The sequence below is a fragment of the Cryobacterium sp. N21 genome, assembly GCF_002929575.1.
In the GTDB taxonomy this organism is placed as follows: domain Bacteria; phylum Actinomycetota; class Actinomycetes; order Actinomycetales; family Microbacteriaceae; genus Cryobacterium; species Cryobacterium flavum.
This window is the reverse complement of record NZ_PJJQ01000030.1, coordinates 167,352-191,109: the sequence shown is the minus strand read 5'-3', so window position 1 is coordinate 191,109 and position 23,758 is coordinate 167,352. Positions and strand designations below refer to the sequence as shown.

General features: G+C 66.3%; 23 protein-coding genes. 6 read left to right on the top strand and 17 right to left on the bottom strand.

Annotated features, from left to right (window positions below):
• Positions 1-20: 20 nt before the first annotated feature.
• The 3 genes from CXY77_RS06875 to CXY77_RS19905 all read right to left on the bottom strand — a co-directional run bounded on the left by CXY77_RS06875 (position 21) and on the right by CXY77_RS19905 (position 2,518).
• The gene (locus CXY77_RS06875; RefSeq protein ID WP_104129864.1) at positions 21-1,493 is read right to left on the bottom strand and encodes a hypothetical protein; all 1,473 of its coding nucleotides are present in this window, start codon (positions 1,491-1,493) and stop codon (positions 21-23) included.
• The gene (pyrE, locus tag CXY77_RS06870; protein WP_104090094.1) at positions 1,493-2,041 is read right to left on the bottom strand and encodes an orotate phosphoribosyltransferase; all 549 of its coding nucleotides are present in this window, start codon (positions 2,039-2,041) and stop codon (positions 1,493-1,495) included. Before pyrE ends, CXY77_RS06875 begins: the two co-directional genes overlap by 1 nt.
• A 288-nt stretch (positions 2,042-2,329) precedes the next feature.
• A complete protein-coding gene (locus CXY77_RS19905) occupies positions 2,330-2,518 on the bottom strand; it encodes a hypothetical protein (RefSeq protein WP_134505220.1) in 189 nt (62 codons plus the stop codon).
• A gap of 63 nt (positions 2,519-2,581) precedes the next feature.
• Between CXY77_RS19905 and CXY77_RS06865 the strand changes: the two genes are divergently transcribed.
• On the top strand, positions 2,582-3,505 hold the full coding sequence (locus CXY77_RS06865) for a LysR family transcriptional regulator (protein ID WP_104090092.1): 924 nt from the start codon (positions 2,582-2,584) through the stop codon (positions 3,503-3,505).
• A gap of 64 nt (positions 3,506-3,569) precedes the next feature.
• Here the strand turns inward: CXY77_RS06865 and CXY77_RS06860 are convergent, their stop codons facing one another.
• The 9 genes from CXY77_RS06860 to CXY77_RS06820 all read right to left on the bottom strand — a co-directional run bounded on the left by CXY77_RS06860 (position 3,570) and on the right by CXY77_RS06820 (position 13,784).
• Positions 3,570-5,069, bottom strand: coding sequence for a CoA-acylating methylmalonate-semialdehyde dehydrogenase (locus tag CXY77_RS06860; protein WP_104090091.1), 1,500 nt, complete (start codon positions 5,067-5,069; stop codon positions 3,570-3,572).
• 27 nt (positions 5,070-5,096) lie between these two features.
• Positions 5,097-6,419 (bottom strand): aspartate aminotransferase family protein, encoded by a 1,323-nt coding sequence (locus tag CXY77_RS06855; RefSeq protein ID WP_233197282.1) that lies wholly within the window; start codon positions 6,417-6,419, stop codon positions 5,097-5,099.
• A gap of 100 nt (positions 6,420-6,519) precedes the next feature.
• A complete protein-coding gene (locus CXY77_RS06850) occupies positions 6,520-7,656 on the bottom strand; it encodes an ABC transporter substrate-binding protein (protein WP_104129863.1) in 1,137 nt (378 codons plus the stop codon).
• 45 nt (positions 7,657-7,701) lie between these two features.
• Positions 7,702-8,472, bottom strand: coding sequence for an ABC transporter permease (locus CXY77_RS06845; RefSeq protein WP_092338139.1), 771 nt, complete (start codon positions 8,470-8,472; stop codon positions 7,702-7,704).
• The gene (locus CXY77_RS06840) at positions 8,469-9,359 is read right to left on the bottom strand and encodes an ABC transporter ATP-binding protein (RefSeq protein WP_104090085.1); all 891 of its coding nucleotides are present in this window, start codon (positions 9,357-9,359) and stop codon (positions 8,469-8,471) included. Before CXY77_RS06840 ends, CXY77_RS06845 begins: the two co-directional genes overlap by 4 nt.
• A complete protein-coding gene (locus CXY77_RS06835) occupies positions 9,356-10,315 on the bottom strand; it encodes an ABC transporter permease (protein WP_104090084.1) in 960 nt (319 codons plus the stop codon). Before CXY77_RS06835 ends, CXY77_RS06840 begins: the two co-directional genes overlap by 4 nt.
• Positions 10,316-10,329: 14 nt before the next feature.
• Positions 10,330-11,346: a TIGR03842 family LLM class F420-dependent oxidoreductase gene (locus CXY77_RS06830; RefSeq protein ID WP_104129862.1), complete on the bottom strand. Its 1,017-nt coding sequence runs from the start codon at positions 11,344-11,346 to the stop codon at positions 10,330-10,332.
• Between the two features lie 28 nt (positions 11,347-11,374).
• On the bottom strand, positions 11,375-12,808 hold the full coding sequence (gene hydA / locus CXY77_RS06825; protein WP_104129861.1) for a dihydropyrimidinase: 1,434 nt from the start codon (positions 12,806-12,808) through the stop codon (positions 11,375-11,377).
• A 91-nt stretch (positions 12,809-12,899) separates the two neighbouring features.
• Positions 12,900-13,784 (bottom strand): nitrilase-related carbon-nitrogen hydrolase, encoded by an 885-nt coding sequence (locus CXY77_RS06820; protein ID WP_092338149.1) that lies wholly within the window; start codon positions 13,782-13,784, stop codon positions 12,900-12,902.
• A 152-nt stretch (positions 13,785-13,936) separates the two neighbouring features.
• Between CXY77_RS06820 and CXY77_RS06815 the strand changes: the two genes are divergently transcribed.
• Positions 13,937-15,319: a PLP-dependent aminotransferase family protein gene (locus CXY77_RS06815; protein ID WP_104090079.1), complete on the top strand. Its 1,383-nt coding sequence runs from the start codon at positions 13,937-13,939 to the stop codon at positions 15,317-15,319.
• Positions 15,320-15,340: 21 nt separating this feature from the next.
• Here CXY77_RS06815 and fgd read toward each other — a convergent pair whose 3' ends face one another.
• On the bottom strand, positions 15,341-16,345 hold the full coding sequence (gene fgd / locus CXY77_RS06810; RefSeq protein ID WP_104090078.1) for a glucose-6-phosphate dehydrogenase (coenzyme-F420): 1,005 nt from the start codon (positions 16,343-16,345) through the stop codon (positions 15,341-15,343).
• Between the two features lie 157 nt (positions 16,346-16,502).
• Here fgd and CXY77_RS06805 point away from each other — a divergent pair, with 157 nt between their 5' ends.
• The 4 genes from CXY77_RS06805 to cofD all read left to right on the top strand — a co-directional run bounded on the left by CXY77_RS06805 (position 16,503) and on the right by cofD (position 20,356).
• Complete coding sequence (locus CXY77_RS06805) at positions 16,503-17,498, top strand: putative F420-0 ABC transporter substrate-binding protein (RefSeq protein ID WP_233197281.1); 996 nt, start codon at positions 16,503-16,505, stop codon at positions 17,496-17,498.
• A gap of 94 nt (positions 17,499-17,592) precedes the next feature.
• Positions 17,593-18,609: a putative F420-0 ABC transporter permease subunit gene (locus CXY77_RS06800; protein ID WP_233197280.1), complete on the top strand. Its 1,017-nt coding sequence runs from the start codon at positions 17,593-17,595 to the stop codon at positions 18,607-18,609.
• Complete coding sequence (locus CXY77_RS06795; protein ID WP_104090077.1) at positions 18,600-19,379, top strand: ABC transporter ATP-binding protein; 780 nt, start codon at positions 18,600-18,602, stop codon at positions 19,377-19,379. The genes CXY77_RS06800 and CXY77_RS06795 overlap by 10 nt, the downstream gene beginning before the upstream one ends.
• Complete coding sequence (gene cofD / locus CXY77_RS06790) at positions 19,376-20,356, top strand: 2-phospho-L-lactate transferase (RefSeq protein WP_104090075.1); 981 nt, start codon at positions 19,376-19,378, stop codon at positions 20,354-20,356. Before CXY77_RS06795 ends, cofD begins: the two co-directional genes overlap by 4 nt.
• A 173-nt stretch (positions 20,357-20,529) precedes the next feature.
• Here cofD and CXY77_RS06785 read toward each other — a convergent pair whose 3' ends face one another.
• From CXY77_RS06785 to CXY77_RS06770, 4 genes are all read right to left on the bottom strand, one after another.
• On the bottom strand, positions 20,530-22,149 hold the full coding sequence (locus CXY77_RS06785; RefSeq protein WP_158252791.1) for an HNH endonuclease signature motif containing protein: 1,620 nt from the start codon (positions 22,147-22,149) through the stop codon (positions 20,530-20,532).
• 215 nt (positions 22,150-22,364) lie between these two features.
• Positions 22,365-22,991 (bottom strand): 2-phospho-L-lactate guanylyltransferase, encoded by a 627-nt coding sequence (gene cofC / locus CXY77_RS06780; protein WP_233197279.1) that lies wholly within the window; start codon positions 22,989-22,991, stop codon positions 22,365-22,367.
• Positions 22,981-23,367 (bottom strand): PIN domain-containing protein, encoded by a 387-nt coding sequence (locus tag CXY77_RS06775; RefSeq protein ID WP_255409994.1) that lies wholly within the window; start codon positions 23,365-23,367, stop codon positions 22,981-22,983. The genes cofC and CXY77_RS06775 overlap by 11 nt, the downstream gene beginning before the upstream one ends.
• 23 nt (positions 23,368-23,390) lie before the next feature.
• Positions 23,391-23,627, bottom strand: a complete 237-nt coding sequence (locus CXY77_RS06770) for an AbrB/MazE/SpoVT family DNA-binding domain-containing protein (RefSeq protein ID WP_092338169.1) — start codon at positions 23,625-23,627, stop codon at positions 23,391-23,393.
• Between the last annotated feature and the right edge of the window lie 131 nt (positions 23,628-23,758).

Here is a 23,758-nt window from a genome sequence, read left to right as displayed (position 1 = left end):
CCTGCAGCCGGCCGCGCGGGTCAGGCCGGGCCGGTGCCCATGATGGTCGCGGCCAGCGGTTCGGCCGAGGCTCGGCTTACGAAGCAGTAGTAGTTGCGCGGGCCGGTGGTCCACTGTTCGTCGGTGATCGGGTAGCTGCCCTGCATTTGCAGGTTCGGGTAGGCGCCGGCGGCGTTCAGGTCGAGGATGCCGGGTGCCGTGCAGAGCAGGTTGATCTGGGCGGCGAGCGCGGCCTCGCCCGGAAACACGGTGGTCGTGTCGCCGCCGAAGCTGCCGCGATGGACCAGCTGGGCGGTGTGTGCGACGGCGCAATCGACCACCGTGAACTCTTCCTCCCACGGCGAGACATACGGTTCGAGGCACTCGCCACCGAACAGATTGTTCCACTCGTGCGCACCGGCGGCCTGCACCGCGGTGATCTCCGGGGTCCGGGTGGGCGTAGGGGTCGGCGTGGGCGTCGGCGTCGCGGATTGGGTCGGTGCCGGAGCCGCTACCGGACTCGCGACCAGACGCTGGCCGAGATAAAACAGCCCAACCAGCACGATGAGGGCAAGCAGCCCGACGGCGGTCCAGACTAGGGTGGCCTGCGTTCCCCCGGCAAGGACTCGCCGGGACCGGTGTCGACTCGGCCCCTCAGTGTGCGTTGGCTGGTCGGCTTCGGCCTCGGCTTTGGCTTTGGCGTCGGCCAAGCGGATGCCCGCGCCCGCGTCGGGCGCATGAGTATCCGTTGCAGATACCGGCAGCAACTCGGTTGCGGCCGTGGCCTGCGCCTCGAGAGGCTCAGGCGCGACAACGGCCGGTGACGCCGGCGCGAGCTGTTCGACAGAGGCGACCGTGGCCGTTTCGTGGTCGGCCGCGACGGGCTCAGCAGCAACAACCTCTGCCCTTACTGGGGCGGCCGTCACCGGACCGTCCGTGACGGGTTCGACGGCTGCCGATTTGCTCATAATCGGTTCGCTCACGGCCGGCACAACGACGGCCGGGATGACTGCGGCCGGAACTTCGGCCGTTGGAATGGCTGGGGCGGGATCGGCTGCGGCCGCCACGACATCGGCCGCGCTGGGCTCGGCCCCTGGAGCCGGCTGCGGGTCCAGCTCCGACTCACTTTGGGTCGGCGAAACGACTTCGTGCCCGGAAGGAATGGCCGGTACCGCGTCATCCGCGAAATCAGCGGCGCCGGCGGCGGCGGCTTCTGCTTCGACCGGTTGCGGCAGCGGGGTGGTCCACCAGGGAGCCGGCCCGGCCGGAACTGCCGGAACGGGCGGCTCAACGGGCTCGGCGACCTCGGGCTCGTCGACGACCGGCTTGGCTCGGCGCGCGCGGCGACCAAAGCGGCTCGTGGGTGCGGCGGTATCCGGTTTGGCGGCATCCGTTTTAGCATCGCCTGTAGCTTTGGCAGCTGAGTCGTCCGGCGAGTCAGCCCCGGCACCGGTGGTTTCCGGGTCGAGCTGCGACGCGAGCCAGTCGATTCCCCGCTCGTCGTCTGATGCCACTAGTTGAGCCCCAGGTCCTCAAGGGAAATCGCGGCGTAATAGGGGTAGCCGGCGGCCTCGATCACTTCGCGAGCACCAGTGTTGCGGTCGACCACGACGGCGACGCCGGCGATCTCGGCGCCGACCTTGAGCAGGGCTTCAATGGCGGCCAGGGGCGACCCGCCGGTGGTCGAGGTGTCTTCGAGCACGATCACGCGCTTGCCGGCGAGGTCTGGCCCCTCCACCTGGCGGCCGCGACCGTGGTCCTTGGGTTCCTTGCGCACGACGAAGGCGTCGTAGGTCGCGCCGCGGGCCGCGCCCTGGTGCATGACGGCGGCGGCGATCGGGTCGGCGCCCATGGTCAGGCCGCCGACGGCGACGACATCGGGCACGTCCTTGATGAGATCGAGCATGACCTGCCCGATTAGGGGGGCAACCCGATGGTCAAGGCTCACCCGGCGCAGGTCCACGTAGTACGTGGCCTTCTTGCCGCTGGTGAGAACGAAGTCTCCGTGAAAAACGGCCTCGGCCGAGATGAAGTCGATGAGTTTCTGCCGCGTATCAGTCACAATCGCCAGTTTAGGGCATGCCCGACAGCCCCCTCCGTGTCCAGAACACGAGGCGGGGGCAGGGTATTTTCCGCGGGGTTGCGAGTTTTGATGTGTGGCGGCGTCCCGCGCACGCCGATTGTTGAGCTTGTCGAAACACGCGGAGGCCTCCGGAACGCCTCAATGTCTGAGCGGGGAGCGGGTGACCCCCGCCCCCGCCGACACCCAGAAAACACAAGCAAAAGCCGCAAAACAAGCCGGCAAGCGGCTCTTTTCGCAGGCCGCTCCCGTGAATCTCGGGGGCGGAGCCTAGAAGATGCGAACCAGGTTGCGACGCTCGGTCTGACGGTAGCCGTCGCGGTGAACCTCGACGACGAGGGCTGCGATGGAAACAACGGCAACGAGCAGGATGGCGATAAGAATGAACACGAGATGCCTTTCGAAGGAGGTGGCGTGGCCCGGCACGGAGGCGACATTGCTCGTGTGTGACCCTCTCATTTGACCACTCCTGACCGTGCAGCACAATCGTATTATTCTGCATGCATTGTGTAGGTTGTCTACATGGACGTGCAACGACTCGAACTGCTCCGGGAACTCGCCGACCGCGGCAGCGTTACGGCGGTCGCCCTGGCCACTCACCGCACTCCGTCGGCCGTCTCCCAGCAACTCAAGGTGCTCGAACGCGAAGCCGGGTTGCCGCTCACCCAGCGTCAGGGTCGCGGACTCGTGCTCACCTCAGCTGGCCGCGCCCTCGCCCGCAGCGCAGCGGATGTGGCGGTGTCGCTCGCGAAGGCCACCGCGCTCTGGGACGAATTCCGCAACCACGCCTCGGGTGAAGTGAGCCTGGTCACCTTTCCCACGGCCGGCCAGATGCTGCTGCCCGGCGTCATCAAGATTCTGGGGCCGGACCTCCTGCTCAACTGCGCCGATGAAGACCCGGAGCTGAGCGACTTTCCCGCCTTCACTGCCGAGTACGACATTGTGCTCGCGCACTCCATGAGCGGCCAGCTCTCCTGGGCCGGGCGTGGCCTCACGGTTGTTCCACTCATGACCGAGCCGCTGGATGTGGGACTGCCGGTGGGGCATCCGCTCTCCGATCGCGCCTGGGTTGGCCCACGCGACCTGATCGGCGAGACCTGGATCGGCGTGACCGACGGCTACCCGTTCGAACGCATTCTGCACGCGATCGAGCAGGAGGCCGGCGCCCGCCTGTCGATGTCGCAGCGGTTCGCCGACCTTGCGCTGATCGAATCGTTCGTGATTGCAGGGCTCGGCATTGCGCTCGTGCCGCGGTATACCTCGGGTGGCGGGCAGCCCGGTCGACTCGTGCTCAAACCGCTGCGCGGCATCGAATCGCAGCGGCAGATCGTGGCTCTGATGCGCCCCGACCGAGCCGAGCGCTTAGCCGTGCGCACCGTCATCCAGGCCCTGCAATCCGAGGCCGCCAAGGTTGAGCAATCCCACAGCACCGCAACAGCTCGTTGAGAGCGCAAAAAGTGCCCGATTGGATGGGCCAATCGGGCACTTTTTGCGCTCTCGCGGGGTGTGACTAGGCGTTTTGGGGGAAGCCCAGGTTGATTCCTCCGTGGCTCGGGTCGAGCCAGCGACTCGTGACCGCCTTCTCCCGGGTGTAGAAGTTCACTCCGGCGGGGCCGTAGGCCTTGGCGTCACCGAACAGCGAGTTCTTCCAGCCGCCGAAGGAGTGGTACGCGACCGGCACCGGAATTGGCACGTTGATGCCAACCATGCCCACCTGCACCTCGTTCTGAAAACGGCGAGCAGCTCCGCCGTCATTCGTGAAGATCGCGGTGCCGTTGCCGTACTGGCTCGCGTTGATGAGGTCGAGACCCTCCTGGTAGCTGGCCACGCGCACGATCGACAGCACCGGGCCGAAGATCTCGTCGAGGTAGACGGCGGAGTCGACGCTGACCTTGTCGAACAGAGTCGGGCCGAGCCAGAAGCCGTTGGGGTCACCGTCAACCTTGACGCCGCGGCCGTCGATGACGATGTCGGCGCCGTCTGCCTGGGCGATGTCGATGTAGCCAGCCACCTTGTCGCGGTGCACCTTCGTGATCAGCGGTCCCATGTCGCAGCCGCGCGTGCCGTCACCGACCGTGAGGCCCTTGACCCGCTCGGCGATCTTCATGATGAGTTCGTCGGCCACGGGCTCAACGGCGACGATGACGCTGATGGCCATGCAGCGCTCACCGGCGGAGCCGAACCCGGCGTTGACGGCGGCATCCGCGCTCAGGTCGAGATCGGCATCGGGCAACACCAGCATGTGGTTTTTCGCGCCGCCGAGGGACTGCACGCGCTTGCCGTTTCTGGCCGCGGTCTCGTAGATGTAGCGGGCGATCGGGGTGGAACCGACGAAGGAAATCGCCTGCACGGTGGGGTTCGCCAGCAGGGCGTCGACAGCCTCCTTGTCGCCGTGCACGACGTTGAGCACACCATTGGGCAGGCCGGCCTCGGTGAAGAGCTCGGCGAGCCAGTTCGACGCCGAAGGGTCTTTCTCGCTCGGCTTGAGTACGACGGTGTTGCCGGCCGCGATCGCGATGGGGAAGTACCAGAGCGGCACCATCGCCGGAAAGTTGAACGGGCTGATGATGCCGACCACGCCGAGCGACTGACGAATCGAGTAGACGTCAACGCCGGTCGAGACGTTCTCGGAGTACTCGCCCTTGGTCAGGTGCGGCATCCCGAGGGCGAATTCGACGACCTCGAGGCCACGAATAATCTCGCCGAGCGCGTCGGAGGTGACCTTGCCGTGTTCGGCGGTGAGGATGTCGGCCAGGTCTCCCTTGCGCGCGTTCAGCAGCTCGCGAAAGTTGTACATGATGGTCTGGCGGCGAGCCTGGCTCGTGTCACGCCAGGCCGGGTAGGCGGCCTGAGCGACGGCGACGGCTGCGTCGAGGTCGGCGGTGCTCGCCAGCAGCACGTTCTTGGCGACTGTGCCGGTGGCCGGGTTGTAAACGGGCGCGGTGCGGGTCGAGGTACCGGCGGCGGCTTCGCCGTTGATGTAGTGCTGAATGGTCGGGGTGTCAGTCATTGTGAAAATCCTTAATGGTTGGAACGGTTAGGCGAGAAGGTCGAGGCTGAGCACCTCGTCGTAGATGGCGAGCGCTTCGGCCACCTCAGCGTCGGTGACGACACAGGGCGGCACGACATGGATGCGGTTCTCCATCAGGAACGGCAGCAGGCCGCGGCCGAGCAGTTCGGCCTTCACCCGGGCCATGACGGCGGCGCTCACCGGTTCGCGGGTGGCCGGGTCGGCGACGAGTTCGAGCGCCCAGAACACGCCGACACCGCGTACCTCGCCGATGATCGGGTGCTTGGCCTGCAGGGCCTTGAGGCCCGGCTCGAGCACGTCGCGCCCGATGCGGGCCGCGTTCTCGACGATGCCCTCGGCCTCCATCGCGTCGAGGGCGCCGACGATCGACGCCATAGCGAGCGGATGCCCGCTGTAGGTGAGCCCGCCGGGAAAGACGGTCTCGTCAAAAGTTGCAGCGATGGCATCGGAGATGATCACGCCGCCGGTGGGCACATAGCCGGAGTTGACGCCCTTGGCGAAGGTGATCAGGTCGGGCACGACGTCGTAGGCCTGGAAGGCGAACCAGTGGCCGGTTCGGCCGAAGCCGCACATGACCTCGTCGAGAATCAGCACGATGCCGTATTTGTCGCACAGTGCGCGCACTCCGGGCAGGTAGCCGGCCGGCGGCATCATGATTCCGGCGGTTCCCGGAATCGACTCGAGCAGAATGGCCGCGACCGAGGCCACACCCTCGCCCTGGATGACGCGTTCGAGATGGTGCAGCGCGCGGGCGCACTCCTCGGCCTCGCTGGAGGCCCAGAATTCGCTGCGGTAGAGGAACGGACCGAAGAAGTGCACGTGTCCGCGCGCGAATTCGTTGGGAATGCGACGCCAGTCGCCGGTGGCGACCACGGCAGCTCCGGTGTTGCCGTGGTACGACTTATAGAGGGAGAGCACCTTGTCGCGACCGGTGTGCACGCGGGCCATGCGCATGGCGTTTTCATTCGCATCCGCTCCACCGTTGGTGAAGAAGACCTTGTTGAAACCGGCCGGGGCACGGTCGGTGATGCGCTTGGCCGCCTCGCCGCGGGCCAGGTTGGCGGTGGACGGCGCAATGGTCGTCAACAGCGCGGCCTGCTCGGTGATGGCTTGCACCACGGCCGGATGCTGATGGCCGATATTCACGTTCACCAACTGACTCGAGAAGTCAAGATACGAACGTCCGTCATGATCCCAGACGCGGCAGCCCAACCCGCCGGCGATGACGAGCGGTCTCAATGCCGCTTGTGCCGACCAGGAATGGAACACGTGCGCCCGGTCGAGTTCGCTGGTGTGCGCGTTGAGAGTTTGTGTGCTGGTGTCAGTCACGTATATCGCTGGCTTTCTGTGGTGTTGGTATGAACGGGTGGTTTGGTGAATCGGAAAAATTGTGGGCCGGGCGGCCCTCGCGGGCCGCCCGGCAGGTGAGCTAGTTGCCGCCCTCGTTGAGGGTGACCTCGGTGGGCTTCCAGTCGGTGCCCATGACATCGACGCCGTCAGCCTTCAGCTCATCGAGTGCCTTGGTCACGTACTCGTTGGAGTACGCGGTGGCGGGCGGGTCGGTGGTGATGATGGTCGCCCCAGTCTCATTCTTGGTATTCATGGCGATGTCGACCGTGTTGGCCCAGGCCGCTTCGTCGATCATTCCCACGCCGTTGCTCGACGGGAAGATGAGTTTGCTGACCTCGTTGGTCATCCACAGCTGGTGGCTCTCGCCGAGGGTCGAACCGGCCGCGGTGACGATACCGGCCGCTTCGGACGGGTTGTTGGCCGCGTAGATCCAGCCCTTGATCGACGCCTTGATGAACTTCACCGTGTTGTCGGCATAGTCGGCGTCACTTTCGAGTTTGTCGGCGTTGGCCCAGATGGAGTCCTGGAGCATCGCGGTGCCCTCGTCGTTCCAGTCGATGACGTTGAGTTCATCGGGCTGGAACAGCTCGCCGGTGTCGGGGTTGATGGTTTCCAGAACCTGGGCGTACTCGTTGTACGTCATGGCCTGGGCGGCATCGATATCGCCGGCGAGGAATCCGGTCATGTCGAAGGCCTGCTGAATGAGGTTGATGTCGCCGAGCTCAACGCCGGCTTTCTGCATGCCGGCAAAAAGTTCCCACTCGTTGCCGTAACCCCAGCTTCCGACGTTCTTGCCCGCGAGGTCGGCCGCGGTCGTGATGTCCTTGTCCTTGAGCGAGATCTGGGTGGTGGCGCTGCGCTCGAAGATCTGGGCGACGTCGGTGATGTTGGTGCCCTGCTCGATCGAGCCGAGCACCTTCGGCACCCAGGAGATGGCGTAGTCGGCGTCGCCGGCGGCGAGTACGTCCTGCGGCACGATGTCGGCGCCGCCTTCGTCGATGGTGACGTCGAGGCCCTCATCTTCGTAGTAGCCCTGGTCGAGCGCGGCGTAGTAACCGGCGAACTGGGCCTGCGCGAACCACTGCAGCTGCAGGGTGATCGGGGTGAGATCGCCGGCGGCATCCGTTGAGGGAGCAGTGCTCGCCGTGCTGCAGCCGGAGAGAACGAGCGCGCCGACGGCCGTGATTGCGCCAACCCATGTGATGCGGTGTTTCATGGTGCCTCCTTGGTTACTGGTGCTGTGTGTGGCGGGGTGGGTGGTCTAGCCGCCGGAACGGCGGGTGACAAGCTTCTCCACGATGAGAGCTGCACAATAGAAAGCGAGTCCGAGAATGATCGAGCCGAGCACGTAGGCCCAGGCCAGCCCGTAGTTGCTGCTCGACGCGGCCGAGGTGATGGACTTGCCGAGGCCGCCGACCGGTCCGCCGAAGTACTCGGCGATCAGGGCGCTGATCACGGCGAGCGACGATGCGATGCGCAGCCCGGTGAAGACGAACGGCAGCGCGGTGGGCAGGGTGACCGCCCGAGTGGCCTGCCAGCTGGTGACGGCGTAGGCACGCATCAGGTCACGGTGCACCGGGCGCACCTGGCGCAGGCCCTTGAGGGTGTTGAAGTAGACCGGCACGAACACGGCGAGCGCCGCGACCAGCTGCCGAGCGGTCTCGGCGCCGGCGCCGAACATCGTGTAGAGCACCGGCGCGAGAGCCACGATCGGCACCACCGAGAGGGCTGCGACGATCGGTGCGGCCATCTCATCGAGCAGGCGGGCGAGCGCCGCCACGATCGCCAGCGCAATGCCGAGCACGGCGCCGATGACCAGGCCGATCAGGGAGTTACGGCCGGTGACCGTCATTCCGCCGGCGACATTGTTCAGATTGCCGGCGAATTCGGCGCCGATCGCAAACGGTGCCGGCAGGATGAACGCCTTGATCGCCAGCCCGGTGACCAGGCCCTGCCACAGCAGAATAACGGCCACCCCGAACACGATCGGGGCGAGTACGGTCTGCAGCAGTCCGGGCTGGGCGGTTCTCATCGCGTCTCGACCCCGCGAGCTCCGGTCTTCGGCACGACTCCCGTCGGCAACCCCGTGCCCGATGAATCGGGGTCGCCGTGCAGCAGATCGCGCACCTCGCTGAGGGAACGAAAGAAACCCTCGTCTTCGCGCAGGTCTTCGCCGCGGCCACTCATATCGCCAAGCCCAACGCCCACAATAGAACGGATGCGTCCGGGCCGTGGCTCCAGCACCACCACCCGGTTGGAGAGAAACACCGCTTCGGGAATGGAGTGGGTGACGAAGACCACGGCGGCCTGAGTTTCGGCGCAAATGCGCACGAGTTCGTTCTGCATGCGCTCACGGGTCATCTCGTCGAGGGCGCCGAACGGTTCGTCCATGAGCAGCAGGCTCGGGCTTTCGGCGAGCGCGCGGGCAATCGCCACGCGCTGCTGCATACCGCCGGAGAGCTGGTCGGGATAGTGCGCCGCGAAGTCGGAGAGCCCGACCAGCGCGATCAGTTCGGCGGCACGCCCCCGCCTCGCCGCCTTACCGACCCCGTGCAGCTCGAGCGGCAGCTCGATATTGCCGGCGACCGTGCGCCAGGGCAGCAGGCCGGCCTGCTGAAAAGCGATGCCGTAGTCCTGGTCGATGCGGGCCTGCCGGGCCGGTTTGCCGAATACCTCGACGCTGCCGCTCGTGGGCACGTCGAGGTCGGCGATGAGTCTCAGCAGCGTGCTCTTGCCGCATCCGCTTGGCCCGATCAGGCTGACGAATTCGCCGGGCGCGACGTCAAGGCTCACGTCGTCGAGGGCGGTGACGCCTGGACCCTTGCCGGCGGCGAAGATGCGGCTGACGCCGTGCACATTCACTGCGGGCACATCGACTGCGGGCACATCGCCTCCGGGCACATTCAGTGTGTCGGTCATGCTACTTCTCCCCTGCGAAAACGACGAAGGAACAGCCCGATCAGGCCCACAAAGCCGGCGGCGACGAGGCCGACCAGGATCGATCCGAAGATGGGTGCCCAGGGCTTGCCCGGGTCGTTGCCGGCCGCGCCGGCGTACTCAACGATGAGCCGGCCGATGCCGCCGCGCAGCCCGATCGATACCTCGGCGACGACGCTGCCGACGACCGCGCTGACCGCGGCCAGGCGCAGGGCCGGCAGCAGGTAGCCGACGCTGGCCGGCAGGCGCAGCCGCCACAGCGTCTTCCACCAGCCGACCGCATAGCAGTGCATGAGGTCGACGTAGTTGGCGTCGGGCGAGGCGAGGCCGCGTAGGGCGCCGATCGACACCGGGAAGAACGCGAGGTAGGAGGCGATCAGGGCCACCGACATCCAGCTTTCCCAGGTGAATTCGCCGAACTGGATCTGCGCGCCCCAGCGCCGCACCAGCGGGGCGATCGCGATGAGCGGCACGGTCTGGCTCAGAATGATCCACGGCAGAATCGCCGACTCGGCCAGGCGAAAGCGCTGCATCAGCAGGGCGAGGGCGAGCCCAACGGTCACGCCGACCAGCCAGCCGACCGCGGCGATGCCGAGGGTGAACAGCGAGCCCTGCAGCACCGCCTGCCACAACGGCAGAGCGGATGCCGCGCCCGTCACCGGGTCGAACAAGCGCTCGGCCATGACCGCGAGGTGCGGCATGGCGAGGTCGGTCGTGCGCGGCAACACCGTGATGCCGCCAAGAACCACTCCGTCGGCGGGTCCGAGCGTTTTGTAGAGCTCCCAGATCAGGGCGAGCAGCACGAGACCGGCCAGGCCGAACAGACCGCCGCGCAGCCGCGGGTGCACGACGGCGCTCCGGCGGCGGGACACGCGCGGTTTGGGTACGCCAAGCGCGCCGCGATTAAGCGGTGCGCTCTGCTCGGTCTGGGTGGTCATCCGCTTATTTCTTATTACTTCTTAGCCGTGATGGCGTCGGTCAGAGCCGGAATCACGGTCTCGCCGTAGACGCGCATCGTTTCTTCCTTGTTGTCGTGCTGCAGGTAACCGGCGAACTGGTCGACCCCGAGCTCCTTGAGGGCCTCGAGCTTCTCGATGTGGTCCTTCGCCGTACCGAGCAGGCAGAACCGGTCGACGATCTCGTCGGGCACGAACGCGGCGTGCTCGTTGCCGGCCTTGCCGTGCTGGTTGTAGTCGTAGCCCTCACGGTCTTTGATGTAGTCGGTGAGCGCCTTCGGCACGGCGGAATCGGCACCATACTTGGTCACGATGTCGGCCACGTGGTTGCCGACCATGCCGCCGAACCAGCGGCACTGGTCGCGCATGTGCTCCCTGTTCGAACCGACATAGGCGGGGGCGGCGACACAGAATTTGATCTCCAGCGGGTCGCGCCCGGCGTTGGACGCTGCGGTGCGCACGCTTTCGATCATCCACTTGGCCACGTCGAGGTCGGCCATCTGCAGGATGACGCCGTCGCCCACCTCGCCGGCGAGCTTGAGCGCGAGGGGACCGTAGGCGGCGACCCAGACGTCGAGGCTCGACCCGCGGCTCCACGGAAACTGCACCGTGGCACCGTTGTATTCCACCGGGCGGGAGTTGGCGAGCTCGCGAATGACGTGGATCGATTCGCGCAGGGTCTTCAGCGTGGTGGGCGCACCGTTGGTGGTGCGCACCGCCGAGTCGCCGCGGCCGATGCCGCAGATGGTGCGGTTGCCGTACATCTCATTGAGGGTCGCGTACGTGGATGCCGTGACTGTCCAGTCCCGCGTGGCCGGGTTGGTGACCATGGGGCCGACGATGATCTTGCTGGTCTCGGCCAGGATGCGGCTATAAATCACATACGGTTCCTGCCAGAGCAGGTGCGAGTCGAAGGTCCAGACGTGGCTGAAACCGTGCGCCTCGGCCAGTTTGGCCAGTTGCACGGTGCGCGCCGACGGCGGGTTGGTTTGAAGTACTGCTCCGAAATCCATGTCCTGTCCCTGTTATCCGGTTCTTGGCCTAAATCAAGTACTGGCTCAGGCCGCGCTTGATGTAGCGACCGTCACCCTTGGCGCCGAGATAGGCGAAATCGTCGACGACGACCTTGCCTCGGGAGATGACGGTATCGACGTGGCCGTCGATCTCGTAGCCTTCCCAGGCGGAGTAGTCCATGTTCATGTGGTGTGACTTTCCCACTCCGATAGACGTGTGCCCGTTCGGGTCGTAGATCACCACGTCGCCGTCGGCTCCGGGAGCAATCACGCCCTTCTGGCCGTACATGCCGAACATGCGTGCCGGGGTGGTGGAGCAGACTTCGACCCAGCGTTCGAGCGAGATCTTGCCGTCGACGACGCCCTGGTAGAGCAGGTCCATGCGGTGTTCGACCGAGCCGATGCCGTTGGGGATCTTGGAGAAGTCGGTCAAGCCCATGTCTTTCTGGCCCTTCATGCAGAACGGGCAGTGATCGGTGGAGACCATCTGAATGTCGTTGGTGCGCAGGCTTTGCCACATGTGGTGCTGGTGGCCTTCAGCCTTGGCGCGCAGCGGCGTCGAACAGACCCATTTGGCTCCTTCGAAGGTGCCCCACTCGTCGCTCTCGGCGCCGAGGTTGTCCTCGAGCGAGAGGTAGAGGTACTGCGGGCAGGTCTCGCCGAACACGTTCTGGCCGTTGTCTCGGGCCTGCGCAATCTGGTCCACGGCCTGCTTCGCCGACACGTGCACGACGTAGAGCGGAGCGCCGGTGAGGTTGGCGAGCATGATGGCTCGGTGGGTGGCTTCTTCTTCGGCCTGCCAGGGCCGGGTGAGACCGTGGTAGAGCGGGCCGGTGTTGCCGGCGGTGACGGTCTGCTGCACGAGCAGGTCGATGACGCTGCCGTTCTCGGCGTGCATCATGATCATGCTGCCGTTCGTGGCGGCACGCTGCATGGCCTTGACGATCTGGCCGTCGTCGCTGAGAAAGACCCCCTTGTAGGCCATGAACAGTTTGAAGCTCGAGACGCCTTCGTCGACGAGCGTGTCCATCGCGGTGAGGGAGCTGTCTTGCACGTCACTGAGGATCTGGTGGAAGCCGTAGTCGATGGCGCACTGGCCGGCGGCTTTCTGCTGCCAAGCGGCATAGCGCTCGAGCACGTCTTCGCCGGCGTACTGCACGACGAAGTCAACGATGCTCGTGGTGCCACCCCAGGCGGCCGCGCGGGTTCCGGTTTCGAAGGTGTCGCTGGCCTGGGTACCGCCGAACGGCATTTCCATGTGGGTGTGGGCGTCGATGCCGCCCGGGATGACGTACTTGCCGCCGGCGTCGATGACGCGGTCGACGTTGCTCGCCACATCGAAACCGAGCAGGGTGGAGCCGGGTGCGAGCACGGCGACGATTTTCTCGCCATCGATGAGCACGTCGGCGAGGCCTCGACCCGTGGCGTTGACCACGGTGCCGTTCTTGATCAAAGTCTTCATGGCATCCTCTTCGCTGAAAGTGTCAGGGGTAGCGGATGCTGCCGGCTGCGTTTTGCAGGCCGGCCGGCAGCATCCGCTTGTGGCCTAGTTACTAGGGGGCGACGAGGGGCTCGTAGGAGTCGGGGCGACGGTCCCGGTAGAACTGCCAGGAGTTGCGCACCTCGCGGATGACGCCGAGGTCGAGGTCTCGCACGAGGATCTCCTCGGTATCGGTCGAGGCGACCTCGCCGACGTAGTTGCCCTTGGGATCAACGAAGTACGAGCTGCCGTAGAAGGTCACGGCTTCGTCGCCGAACTCGGCCTCTTCATTGCCGATGCGGTTGTTGGCGCCGACGTAATACTGGTTGGCGACGGCGGCGGCCGGCTGCTCGAGCTCCCACAGGCGGTTGGAGAGGCCGGGCTTGGTGGCCGAGGGGTTGAACACGATCTCGGCGCCGTTCAGGCCAAGTGCACGCCAGCCCTCCGGGAAGTGGCGGTCGTAGCAAATGTAGACGCCGATCTTGCCGTACGCCGTGTCGAACACTGGGTAGTCGGTGTTGCCGGGGCGAAAGTAGAACTTCTCCCAGAACTGCGGCAGGTGCGGGATGTGGTGCTTGCGGTATTTGCCGAGGTAGGTTCCGTCGGCGTCGATGACCGCGGCGGTGTTGTAGAGCACGCCGGGCTGTTCTTCTTCATACATCGGCACGACGATGACCATCTTGTACTCGCTCGCGAGCTTCTGAAAGCGCTCGACGATGGGGCCGGGCACGGCCTGTGCGTAGTCGTAATACTTGGCGTCCTGCACGATACCGAAATACGGCCCGTGGAAGAGTTCCTGAAAGCAGATCACCTGCACGCCCTGGGCGGCCGCGGTGCGCACGAAGCCTTCGTGCTTCGCGATCATGGATTCTTCGTCGCCGGTCCAGGTGGCCTGGGTGATGGCGGTTCGAACAATGTTTCTTTTGTCGGTGCTGGTGCCGGTCGTACCCGTGTTCATGCTGTGCCTTCCACTTGCTTTCGTTAGTCAAGGGCCGATACGAACCGCGCTGTTCGTATTGTTATTATTTGACGTAAACATTTCAAATGTGTTTCTCTGTGTATCGCACGCATTAATCATCCTGTCGTCCGACGCAGCCAGGGGCAAGAGCAATGCAGAACTTTATCGACGAAATCGAACAACGCACGCCCGCAGGCATCGCCGCGGCCATCGGCCGACTGATTGCCTCCGGGCGACTCGCGCCGGGCGACCGTCTGCCGACCGTTCGAGTGCTCGCCGGCGAGCTCGGCGTGAGTCCCGCCACGGTCAGTCATGCCTGGCAGGCCCTCTCAGCCGTCGGCCTGATCGTGTCGCGTGGTCGGGGCGGCACCTTCGTTCAGGATGCCGCGCCCAAGTGGCTGCCGGCGCGCAGCCAGTCAATGGTCGGCCCGATCGGCCCGGCCCGCCTCGATCTCTCCCGCGGCACGCCCGACCCGCGGTTGTTGCCAGCGCTCGGGCCGGCCCTCTCCCGGGTATCGCAGCGCGCGGTGACGCCGAGCTATCAGGACCTGCCCATCCTTCCGGAGTTGCTCGAGGTGCTGCGCGGGTCGTGGCCGTACCCGGTCGAGACGATCACCATCGTCGACGGTGCCCTCGACGCCATCTCGCGCTGCCTCGACGCGGTCACCCGGTTCGGCGACCGGGTCATCGTGGAGAACCCGTCGTTTCCGCCGTTCTTCGACCTGCTCGACCAGCTCGGCCTCGAGCGACTCCCGGTAGCGGTCGACGAGCACGGCATTGTTCCGGCCGACTTCGCCGCGGCGCTGAAGCTCGGCCCGACCGTGGTGCTGCTGCAGCCGCGGGCGCAGAACCCCACCGGCGCCTCGATGACGGCGCATCGGGCCGAGGAGCTGGCCCGTCTGCTGCGCGCTACGCCGGCGAGCGCCGACACCATCGTGATCGAAGACGACCACTCCGCCGAGATCAGCATCGCCCCCGACGTGAGTCTCGGCCACTGGCTGCCGGAACGCACCCTGCACGTGCGCAGCTTCTCCAAATCGCACGGCCCCGACCTGCGCATGGCCGCGCTCGGCGGCCCGGCCGCGCTGATCGACCCGATCGTATCGCGGCGCATGCTCGGCCCCGGCTGGACCAGCCGCATGCTGCAGACCATTTTGCACGACCTGCTCACCAACGGCGAGAGCATGGCCCAGGTCAGCGAGGCCCGCCGCATCTACTTCGCCCGCCAGCGTGCCCTCGCTGATGCCCTAGCCGAGTTCGGGCTTGACGTGGTGCAGGCCGACGGCATCAACACCTGGCTGCCCGTGCAGAACGAGCGGGATGCCATGGTGCGGCTCGCCGCCTCCGGCATTCGCGTGGCTGGCGGTTCGCCGTTTCTGGCCGCCCCGGATCTGTCCAACACTGGCGGCCCCGCATTCATTCGCGTGACCGCCGGCGCCCTGCCCGACGATATCCGACCGGTGGCCGAGGCGCTGGCTGCGGCGGCGCATCCGCTTGATTCGGCCGTGCACCCCATCGGTGCGCGCTGGTCGTAGCCGGATTCGTTCGCTTAGGCCTCAGCCCAGCTGGCGCAGCCGCGGGGCCAGGTCACGCTCGAACAGGTCGAGAAAACGCTTCTGGTCGTGGCCGGGCGCGTGGAAGACCAGGTGGTTGAGGCCTGCGTCGAGGTAGGGCTTGATCAGAGCGACGGCTTCGTCGGGGTCGGAGGCGACGATCCAGCGCTTGGCGACCTGCTCGATCGGGAGCGCATCGGCGGCGGCCTCCATCTCGAGCGGGTCGTGAATGGACTGCTTCTGCTCGGGCGTGAGCGACAGCGGGGCCCAGAACCGGGTGTTCTCCAGCGCGGCCTGCGCGTCGGTGTCGTAGGAGATCTTGATCTCGATCATGCGGTCGATGTCGTCCTGAGCGCGACCGACCTTGTCCAGCCCCTCGGCGACGGCGGGAAGGAGTTTCTCGGTGTAGAGCTCCATACCCTTACCCGAGGTGCAAATGAAACCGTCGCCGGCACGGCCGGCATAGCGGGCCACGACGGGGCCGCCGGCCGCGATATACACCGGCACCGGGGCATCCGGAGTGTCGTAGAGGGTGGCGCCGACGGTGGAATAGTACTCACCCGTGAAGTCGATGCGCTCGCCGGTCCAAAGCTGCCGCATGAGGTCGACGGCCTCGCGCAGGCGCGCAAAACGTTCCTTGAACTCGGGCCACTCGCCCTTGTAGCCCGTGGCGATCTCGTTGAGGGCCTCGCCCGTTCCCACACCGAGCATGATTCGCCCGGGGTACAGGCAGCCCATGGTTCCAAAGGCCTGCGCCAGCACGGCCGGGTTGTAGCGGAACGTGGGGGTCATCACCGACGTGCCGATCTGCACCCGCTTGGTGCGTTCGCCGAGCGCGGCCATCCACGCCATCGCGTAGGGCGCATGGCCGCCTTCGTGGCGCCACGGCTGAAAGTGGTCGCTCACGGTGACGCTGTCGAGCCCGTGCTCTTCGGCCATGACGCCGAGTTCCACTAGCTCTCGCGGTGCGAACTGCTCCGCCGACGCTTTCAATCCCAGCTTCAACATGCGCTCTCCCTCTTGTCGTACCCAATATTCGCACTGGCCGGTCCCTGCTACGGTATTCGTGACCACCAATTAGGTTTTATTGGTTGAGCTTGCCTCGATTTGGGCAGCAGGTCTCTGGACAATCCAGTCTCCCGTGCCCAAAATAATGAGGTTCTGCATGCGTCATTCTCGTTTTCTGTTCATCGGCGTGGCCACCAGCGCCGCTCTGCTGCTCAGCGGATGCGCCGCCGCCGCAACACCGGCCGCCACCCCGGCCGAGTCCCCCGCTGCCAGTGCGAGCTACCCGGTCACCGTGGAAAATTGCGGCACGAACCTCACCGTCACGAAGGCACCCGAGCGGATCGTGTCGATCAAGTCGTCGGCGACCGAGCTGTTGCTCGCACTCGGCCTCGGCGACCGGATCGTCGGGTCGGCCTTTCTCGACGGTCCGCTGCCCTCGGAACTCGCCACCGCGGGCGCCGACCTCAACGTGGTCAGCGACTTTCTGCCCGGCCAGGAGGTGGTACTCGGCCTGAACCCCGACTTCATCTACGGCGGCTGGGAATCCAACTTCAGCACCGACGGTGTGGGCGAACGCGACGCCCTGACGGCGCTCGGCGTCGGCACGTACGTCTCACCGGCAGCGTGCAAGGGCGACTTCATGCCGAACCCGCTCACCTTCGACTCGGTGTTCACCGAGATCGAGGAAGCCGGCGCAATCTTTGGCGTCGAGTCCGCCGCCGCCAAGCTGGTCAGCACCCTGAACGACGACCTCGCCGGACTGACGCCGTCGACCGCCGGAACCACCACGGCCCTCTGGTACTCCAGCGGCACCACCACCCCCTACGTGGGCGCCGGCATCGGCTCACCCGAAATGATCATGGACGCCGCCGGGCTCACCAATATCTTTGCCGATGTGCGCGACACCTGGACCTCGGTGGGCTGGGAATCGATCATCGAGGCCAACCCGAGCGTCATCGTGCTCGTCGACGCCACCTGGAACACCGCCGCCTCGAAGATCGCCCACCTCGAATCGGACCCGGCCACCCAGGTCCTCGATGCGGTGAAGAACCAGCGCTACATCATTTTGCCGTTCGCCTCCACCGAGGCCGGGATCCGCAACGTAGAAGCGGCGTCGTCGACGATCACCCAGTTAGCCGACCTGAACGAGTGATCTCCTCCCCCGTGACGCGAAAGCGGGTGAAGTGTTGCTTCAGCAGGGTTGAGGCAACAATTCACCCGCTGTCGCGAACCTGGCGGGGGCTCGCGTGACCCGGAGTGCGTACCTCGGGTGGTTCGTTGCGGCCTCTATCGCGCTCATTCTCGTGTGCGCGGTCGCGGTGACCATTGGGCCGGCAGCCGTCAGCCTCGCGCAGGTGGCGGGCAGCATCGGCGCCCACCTCGGGCTCGCGGCCCCGCCGGTACCAGTGTTGGTCGACTCGATCGTCTGGCAGCTGCGGCTCCCCCGGGTGCTCACGGCCGCGCTGGTCGGCGCCGGCCTCGCCCTCAGCGGCGCGGTGATGCAGAGCGTGACGCGCAACCCCCTCGCCGACCCGTACCTGCTCGGGTTGTCGAGCGGGGCATCCGTCGGAGCGGTGTGCGTGGTCATTCTCGGCATCGGATTCGCCTTGCCGGCCGCAGCCTTTCTCGGCGCGCTGCTCGCTCTTGTCGCCACGCTCAGCATCGCCCGGGTCGGTGGCACGATCACCCCGGTGCGGGCCGTGCTCGCCGGGCTGGCCATCGCCCAGCTCGCCGGCGCGCTGACCTCGTTCATCATCTTCTGGGCCGCCAAGGGCGACTCCTACCGGGAGATTCTCAACTGGCTGCTCGGCTCCGTGGCCGGCGCCACCTGGGAGAGTGTCGCGATCGCCGGAACGGCCGTTTTGGTCGTGGGCACCGGCATCCTCTTGTCGGCGACTCGGCTCGACGCGTTCGCGTTCGGTGACACCTCGGCGGCGAGCCTCGGCATCAACGTGAACCGCACCCGCTGGGCGCTGCTCGGATCGGTGGCCTTGCTGACCGGTGCCATGGTGGCCGTCAGCGGCTCGATCGGGTTCGTGGGGCTTATCCTGCCGCACCTCGTGCGCGGCGTCAGCGGGCCGGGACACCGCCGACTGCTGCCGCTCGTGGCCGTCTGCGGCGGGCTGTTCCTGGTCATTGCCGACACGCTCGCCCGCACAGTGTTCGACCCGCGCGAGCTTCCCGTGGGGATCATCACGGCGTTCATCGGCGTGCCGGTGTTCATTCTGCTGATCAAGAGAAAGAAGTCGCACCTGTGGGCGTAGACCTCGACCAGCTGTCGTTCTCGATCGACGGCACCAGAATTCTGCGGAACGTCTCAGCGTCGCTGCCCACCGGCAGCGTCACCGGCCTGCTCGGCCCGAACGGCGCCGGCAAGTCCACCCTGCTACGGCTCATTGCCGGCATCGACAAAGCGGATGCCGGCACCGCCGCCCTCGACGGCGTCTCGGTCGGGTCACTGAACCGGCGCGACGCGGCCCGACGCATCGCCCTGCTGGAACAGAATGCTGCACCGAGCGTGGAGCTGACCGTGCTCGAAGTCGTGCTGCTCGGGCGCATTCCGCACCGCACCAGGCTCATGGGCTCCTTCAGCGGCGACGAGGATCGCGCCGTCGCTCTCGATGCCCTCGAGGCGGTAGGTGCCCTAGCGCTCGCCGACCGGTCCTGGCACACCCTGAGCGGCGGGCAGCAGCAGCGCGTGCAGATCGCGCGGGCCATGGCGCAGCAACCGCGCCTGTTGCTGCTCGACGAACCGACCAACCATCTCGACGTGAGCGCCCAGCTTTCGCTGCTCGGCCAGGTACGGGAGCTCGGGGTGACGTCCATCATGGCCCTGCATGATCTCAATCTCGCGGCGGCGTATTGCGACCACATTCTGTTGCTCGACGGCGGCCTGCTGGTGGCCTCCGGCACGCCCGCCGAGGTGCTCACCCCGGAGATCATCGGCGCCGTCTACGGCGTGGACTGCTTCATTCTGGAGCATCCGCGCGGCGGGCATCCGGTCATCGTCTATTCGGCGGCGGTGTCGGCGTGAAGCGAGTCACGGTTTTGGCCGGCGGCGTCGGCGGTGCCCGCTTCACTCGCGGGCTGCTCGCGCACCTCGCCGTTGTCGCCCCGGACGCGGCCGTGACGGTGATCGTGAACACCGGCGATGACATGTGGCTCGACGGGCTGCGAATCTGCCCCGATCTCGACACCGTCATGTACACACTCGGCGGCGGCATCAACGAGGAGCAGGGCTGGGGGCGCCCCGACGAATCCCGGCGCGCGTCGGCGGAGATCGCCGCCTACGGCCGCGGCTGGTCGTGGTTCACCCTCGGCGACCTCGACCTGGCGACGCACATCGTGCGCACCGACCTGCTGAGAAACGGCTCAACCCTGTCGCAGGCCACCGAATTTCTGTGCCGCCGCTGGCAGCCCGGGGTGCGCTTGCTTCCCATGAGCGACCAGCCGGTCGAAACCCACGTATGCCTCACCGAGAATATTGATGATCACACGGCGGGCGACTATATTCACTTTGAAGAATGGTGGGTTCGGTATCGGGCTCGAGTGGCGATCACCGGGTTCGAGCAGCGCGGACTGGCCGACTCGGTCGCCGCACCCGGTGTGCTCGCGGCCATCACCGAAGCCGACCTCGTGGTGCTACCACCGTCGAACCCGGTCGTGTCGGTCGGCACGATCCTGGCCGTGCCAGGCGTGCGCCAAGCCCTGCGTGCCACCCGCGCGCGCGTCGTCGGGGTATCCCCGATCATCGGCGGCGCGGCGGTGCGCGGCATGGCCGATGCCTGCCTGCACACCATCGGCGTCGAGACCAATGCTCTCGCCGTCGGTCTGCACTACGGCGCGCGCACGAACGGCGGAGTGCTGGACGCCTGGCTGATCGACGAAACGGATGCCGCGGCGCTGCCCGCTCTCTTGCATGCTGGCATCCACTCTGCTGCTGCGCCGTTGTGGATGACCGACCTGCCCGCGACAACCGCGATGGCCGCGGCCGTGCTGGCTCTTGTCTGACAAGAAATCTCGCGAATCTGCATTGGTCTGGCTTCGCTCAACTGGCTGCGTTGATCTGGCTGCGTTGATCTGGCTGACCTGATTCGGCTGACCTGATCTGGCTTGATTGATTGATTGATTGATTGATCTAGCTTGATTGATTGATTGATTTGACCGGTGTCGCGAGCTAGACGTTACTTTTCCCAGGTGGGCTTCTCAACAGCGGTGGCGGCGCGGTTTTGGCCGGCGGGGCGCCAGGTGTGGGTGGGGTCGAAGATGAGGGGTCCGCGGATCCAGGGGCGTCCGTCTCGCATGTCGATGTCCCAGCCTGAGGTGTCGATGCTTGAGTGGGCGGCGTTGCAGATCAGCACGGCGTTATCGATATCGGTGAGGCCGCCCTGGCGCCAGGGGACGACGTGGTGAACCTGGGTGAGATGGGGTGGCACGGTGCAGCCGGGGATGACGCAGCCGCCATCGCGGGCGGCCAACGCTCGGCGGTGACTGGCGGTGAAGAACCGGTTGCTGGTGCCGAGGTGCAGGATTGTGCCGGTGTGGCCGAACAGGATGGGTTGGTAGCCGCCGGCGCAGATGAGTTCGTCGACTTGGTGGGGGGTGAGGGGGCCGTCGATGCCGTCGATCCAGCCGGCACCGCGGCCGGCGAGGAGGTCGGTGATGTTGATGTGCACGAGCACGGTCGGGGCGGCGCCGCCCATCGTCGGGGTGCCCGGGTGTCGGGCTGCGGCTTCAAACACGGCGCGGAGGATGCCGGCCTGCTTCTCACTACGGGAGCGGATGTCGTCGGGTTGCTGCGGGCACGGACTGAGGAGGTGCGGACTGATCCTGTCGTACGCCCGGTTCCCGGCGCCGTCGGCGCCGGGAACCGGGTTGGCCGCGGCGGCGAACAGGTGCGCGTCACTCAGTTGACCGGCACAGACGTTGCCGATGATGGCGCGGTCGAAGGTGGTGAACCAGCCGTTGAGGCTGTAGCCGCCGTTATTGAGGGTGCCGAAGGTGAGCCAGCTGCGCCGCTCGGTCGGGGCCTCGCCGGGCGCGGTGCCGTCGGGGGCGAGGCGAGCTTTCCACTGGATGCCCTGCTGCCGCAGCAACTCCGGCGCAAACGCGATGCCAGCACCGGGCAGGCCTTCAGTTTCGGGAGTGATCGCACCGGAGCCGCTGGCCACCAGGGAGCGTTCGACCCGGTCGAGGTCGGAGGCCAGCACCTCGGAGCGCAGGCCGTCGAGCACCGGGTAGGTGGGGGCCAGCGGGCGGCCGAGCAGCATCCGCTGCCCAGCCTTCTCACCGAGCACGGCCCGCTGACGTACTTCGGAGCGAGAGAGGCGGGCGAGGGTGCAGACCAGCTCGACGCCGCTGCGACAGCCGAGCCGCCGGGCCAGCGTCGGCGCAGCCAGAGACGCCGCCGCACGCGCCACGCTCGGAGAAGCCGCATCAGCCGCAGCACCCTCCGGGATCACGGATTCCGCAGCAGCCTTGCCCGAACCAGCCTTCTCCCGGGCGGCATTCTGCGCGGCGGCGGCACTCTGATCAACAGCAGCCTGGGCGGCGGCTTTCGCTGCGGCAGCATCAAAGTACTGGGAACGGCGCAGCACGTCGGTCGTGGAGAGTACCCGGGCCCCGTCGACGACCCGGCCCACGCTCTCCACCGCCAGCAGCAGGGTCAGTGATTCTTCATCGCCCAGCAACCCGAACGACACCCCGCCCAACGCCGCCAACAGAATCTCCCGAGCCTGCTCCACCGCCACAACGACGGGGTTCGAACTGGACTCACTCGGGTTTTCCATGAACATGGGCGCCATTGCCTCCTTGACACCCATTTTACCGCAAATCGAACACAAAAGTGAGAGAAACTCAGAAATAGTCTTGCCAGCAAAGTTGATCGATCAATCCATGATTGCCGCTCTTGGCGCCTCTCCCGCCCGTCAATACGTAAACCGTCGCTCGCAATTCACGGCCTCAGCGTCGTGGTGCCACTTGTGCGGTTTCGAAGTAGTAGACGATTCAGTATCACGAACTAGAACAGAGCGCTCGTGTGCGGCCCAAGTCCGATCAGTCGCGCGGCTTCGAGGTCGGCCGCGGTGTCGACGTCGCGCCGCAGAGACGAAGTCGGCGGCAGGTCGAGCACGACGTGTCCGTCGCCCTGGTGCGCATCGCGGGAGCCGAGACCGAACCGCGGCGTGACCATGACTCCTACGCGGGCGAGCAGGGTCGTCGTGCCCACACCTTCGGCATCGGGCACCATCGAGCGCGGCTGCGCTGCGGCGAGCGCGAATGCAGCGTCGATGTCACCTGGCCGCAGGGCGGGCAGATCCCCGGTCATCACCGCCAGATTTACTTGGGGATAGGCGAGCCGAGCGGCAGCGATGCCCTGCACGATCCCGGCGTTCAAGCGGGCATGCCCCGTTTCAACGACCGGCGCCTCCAGCACGATGACAGCACCGAGCCTGCCGAGCAGCGCGCCCAAACGCGCACTCGCGGTCACCACGAACACGCGCTCCACAGCGGATGCTGCCACCAGCGCCGTCACCGTGTCAAGCGCGAAAGCGTCGGCGAGCGCCGCCCGCCCCGGCCCGACACCGAGCCGGCTCTTCGCCTCGGAGCTTCCCTTCACCGGGACGACGACGACCCAGTTATCGGCCAACGATTTCAACCCGAACGCCAACGGCGTCATATGTTGGCTTGGCGCGAGAATCCCGAGTGGCGAGAACACAATCGTTTTCCTGCGCCGCGAGGGCCACCACGGCGTCGTAGACGGCACCACCGGCAATGCCCAAGTTCGCGAGTAAGGCTGGCAAACGAAAGGCCGTTTCGGCGGTCATCACAAGGGGCAGAGCAAACCGCGACGCCAGGAGCCGGGCTGCCGTTTCAGGCGCAAGCCGGGCCTCGCTCGGCAATCTCGTGAGCACCGAATAAGTTTCCGCCAGAGCGTGACCCGCTAAGGCGACTTCACGCCCCTGCCACCAGTCAACGACAGCGTGGTGCGCTGGGTGGGTCGTGACGAGCAGTGGCACCGCCACACTGGTATCGAGTGCGAGCACCTTCAACGACGTCCGGCATCGATCAGGCCGAACATGGTGTCATCGTCTATGGCCGTCGAGGACGTAGCGACGAGGACCCCGTCTTCGTCGACGAGCCGAGCCGTTCGCCCTGCCGGTACAACCTGCAGCCCGCTGCCGTACTGAGAAATATCCACGGTTGAACCGGGATGGAGCCCCAGCGCATCGCGCAGGGCCTTGGGAACCATGAGACGCCCGACCGCGTCGAGGGAAACTTCCATAGGGAATACGTTACCAGCGACTTCCCGCTCCAGCTAGGGCGATCCCTGGCGCGCCCGGCGCGCGGTAGCCTCAAGGGTCGACTGCAAACATCCGTCGACTCGATTACGTTCGCTTTGAACGGCCCAGGAGG

Bases quoted from the DNA above. Each gene is read 5' to 3' on its own strand.
- CXY77_RS19905 (WP_134505220.1), bottom strand. From the start codon at position 2,518: ATGAGAGGGTCACACACGAGCAATGTCGCCTCCGTGCCGGGCCACGCC.
- CXY77_RS06865 (WP_104090092.1), top strand. From the start codon at position 2,582: ATGGACGTGCAACGACTCGAACTGCTCCGGGAACTCGCCGACCGCGGC.
- CXY77_RS06860 (WP_104090091.1), bottom strand. From the start codon at position 5,069: ATGACTGACACCCCGACCATTCAGCACTACATCAACGGCGAAGCCGCC.
- CXY77_RS06850 (WP_104129863.1), bottom strand. From the start codon at position 7,656: ATGAAACACCGCATCACATGGGTTGGCGCAATCACGGCCGTCGGCGCG.
- CXY77_RS06845 (WP_092338139.1), bottom strand. From the start codon at position 8,472: ATGAGAACCGCCCAGCCCGGACTGCTGCAGACCGTACTCGCCCCGATC.
- CXY77_RS06840 (WP_104090085.1), bottom strand. From the start codon at position 9,359: ATGACCGACACACTGAATGTGCCCGGAGGCGATGTGCCCGCAGTCGAT.
- CXY77_RS06835 (WP_104090084.1), bottom strand. From the start codon at position 10,315: ATGACCACCCAGACCGAGCAGAGCGCACCGCTTAATCGCGGCGCGCTT.
- CXY77_RS06830 (WP_104129862.1), bottom strand. From the start codon at position 11,346: ATGGATTTCGGAGCAGTACTTCAAACCAACCCGCCGTCGGCGCGCACC.
- hydA (WP_104129861.1), bottom strand. From the start codon at position 12,808: ATGAAGACTTTGATCAAGAACGGCACCGTGGTCAACGCCACGGGTCGA.
- CXY77_RS06820 (WP_092338149.1), bottom strand. From the start codon at position 13,784: ATGAACACGGGTACGACCGGCACCAGCACCGACAAAAGAAACATTGTT.
- CXY77_RS06815 (WP_104090079.1), top strand. From the start codon at position 13,937: ATGCAGAACTTTATCGACGAAATCGAACAACGCACGCCCGCAGGCATC.
- fgd (WP_104090078.1), bottom strand. From the start codon at position 16,345: ATGTTGAAGCTGGGATTGAAAGCGTCGGCGGAGCAGTTCGCACCGCGA.
- CXY77_RS06805 (WP_233197281.1), top strand. From the start codon at position 16,503: ATGCGTCATTCTCGTTTTCTGTTCATCGGCGTGGCCACCAGCGCCGCT.
- CXY77_RS06785 (WP_158252791.1), bottom strand. From the start codon at position 22,149: ATGGCGCCCATGTTCATGGAAAACCCGAGTGAGTCCAGTTCGAACCCC.
- CXY77_RS06770 (WP_092338169.1), bottom strand. From the start codon at position 23,627: ATGGAAGTTTCCCTCGACGCGGTCGGGCGTCTCATGGTTCCCAAGGCC.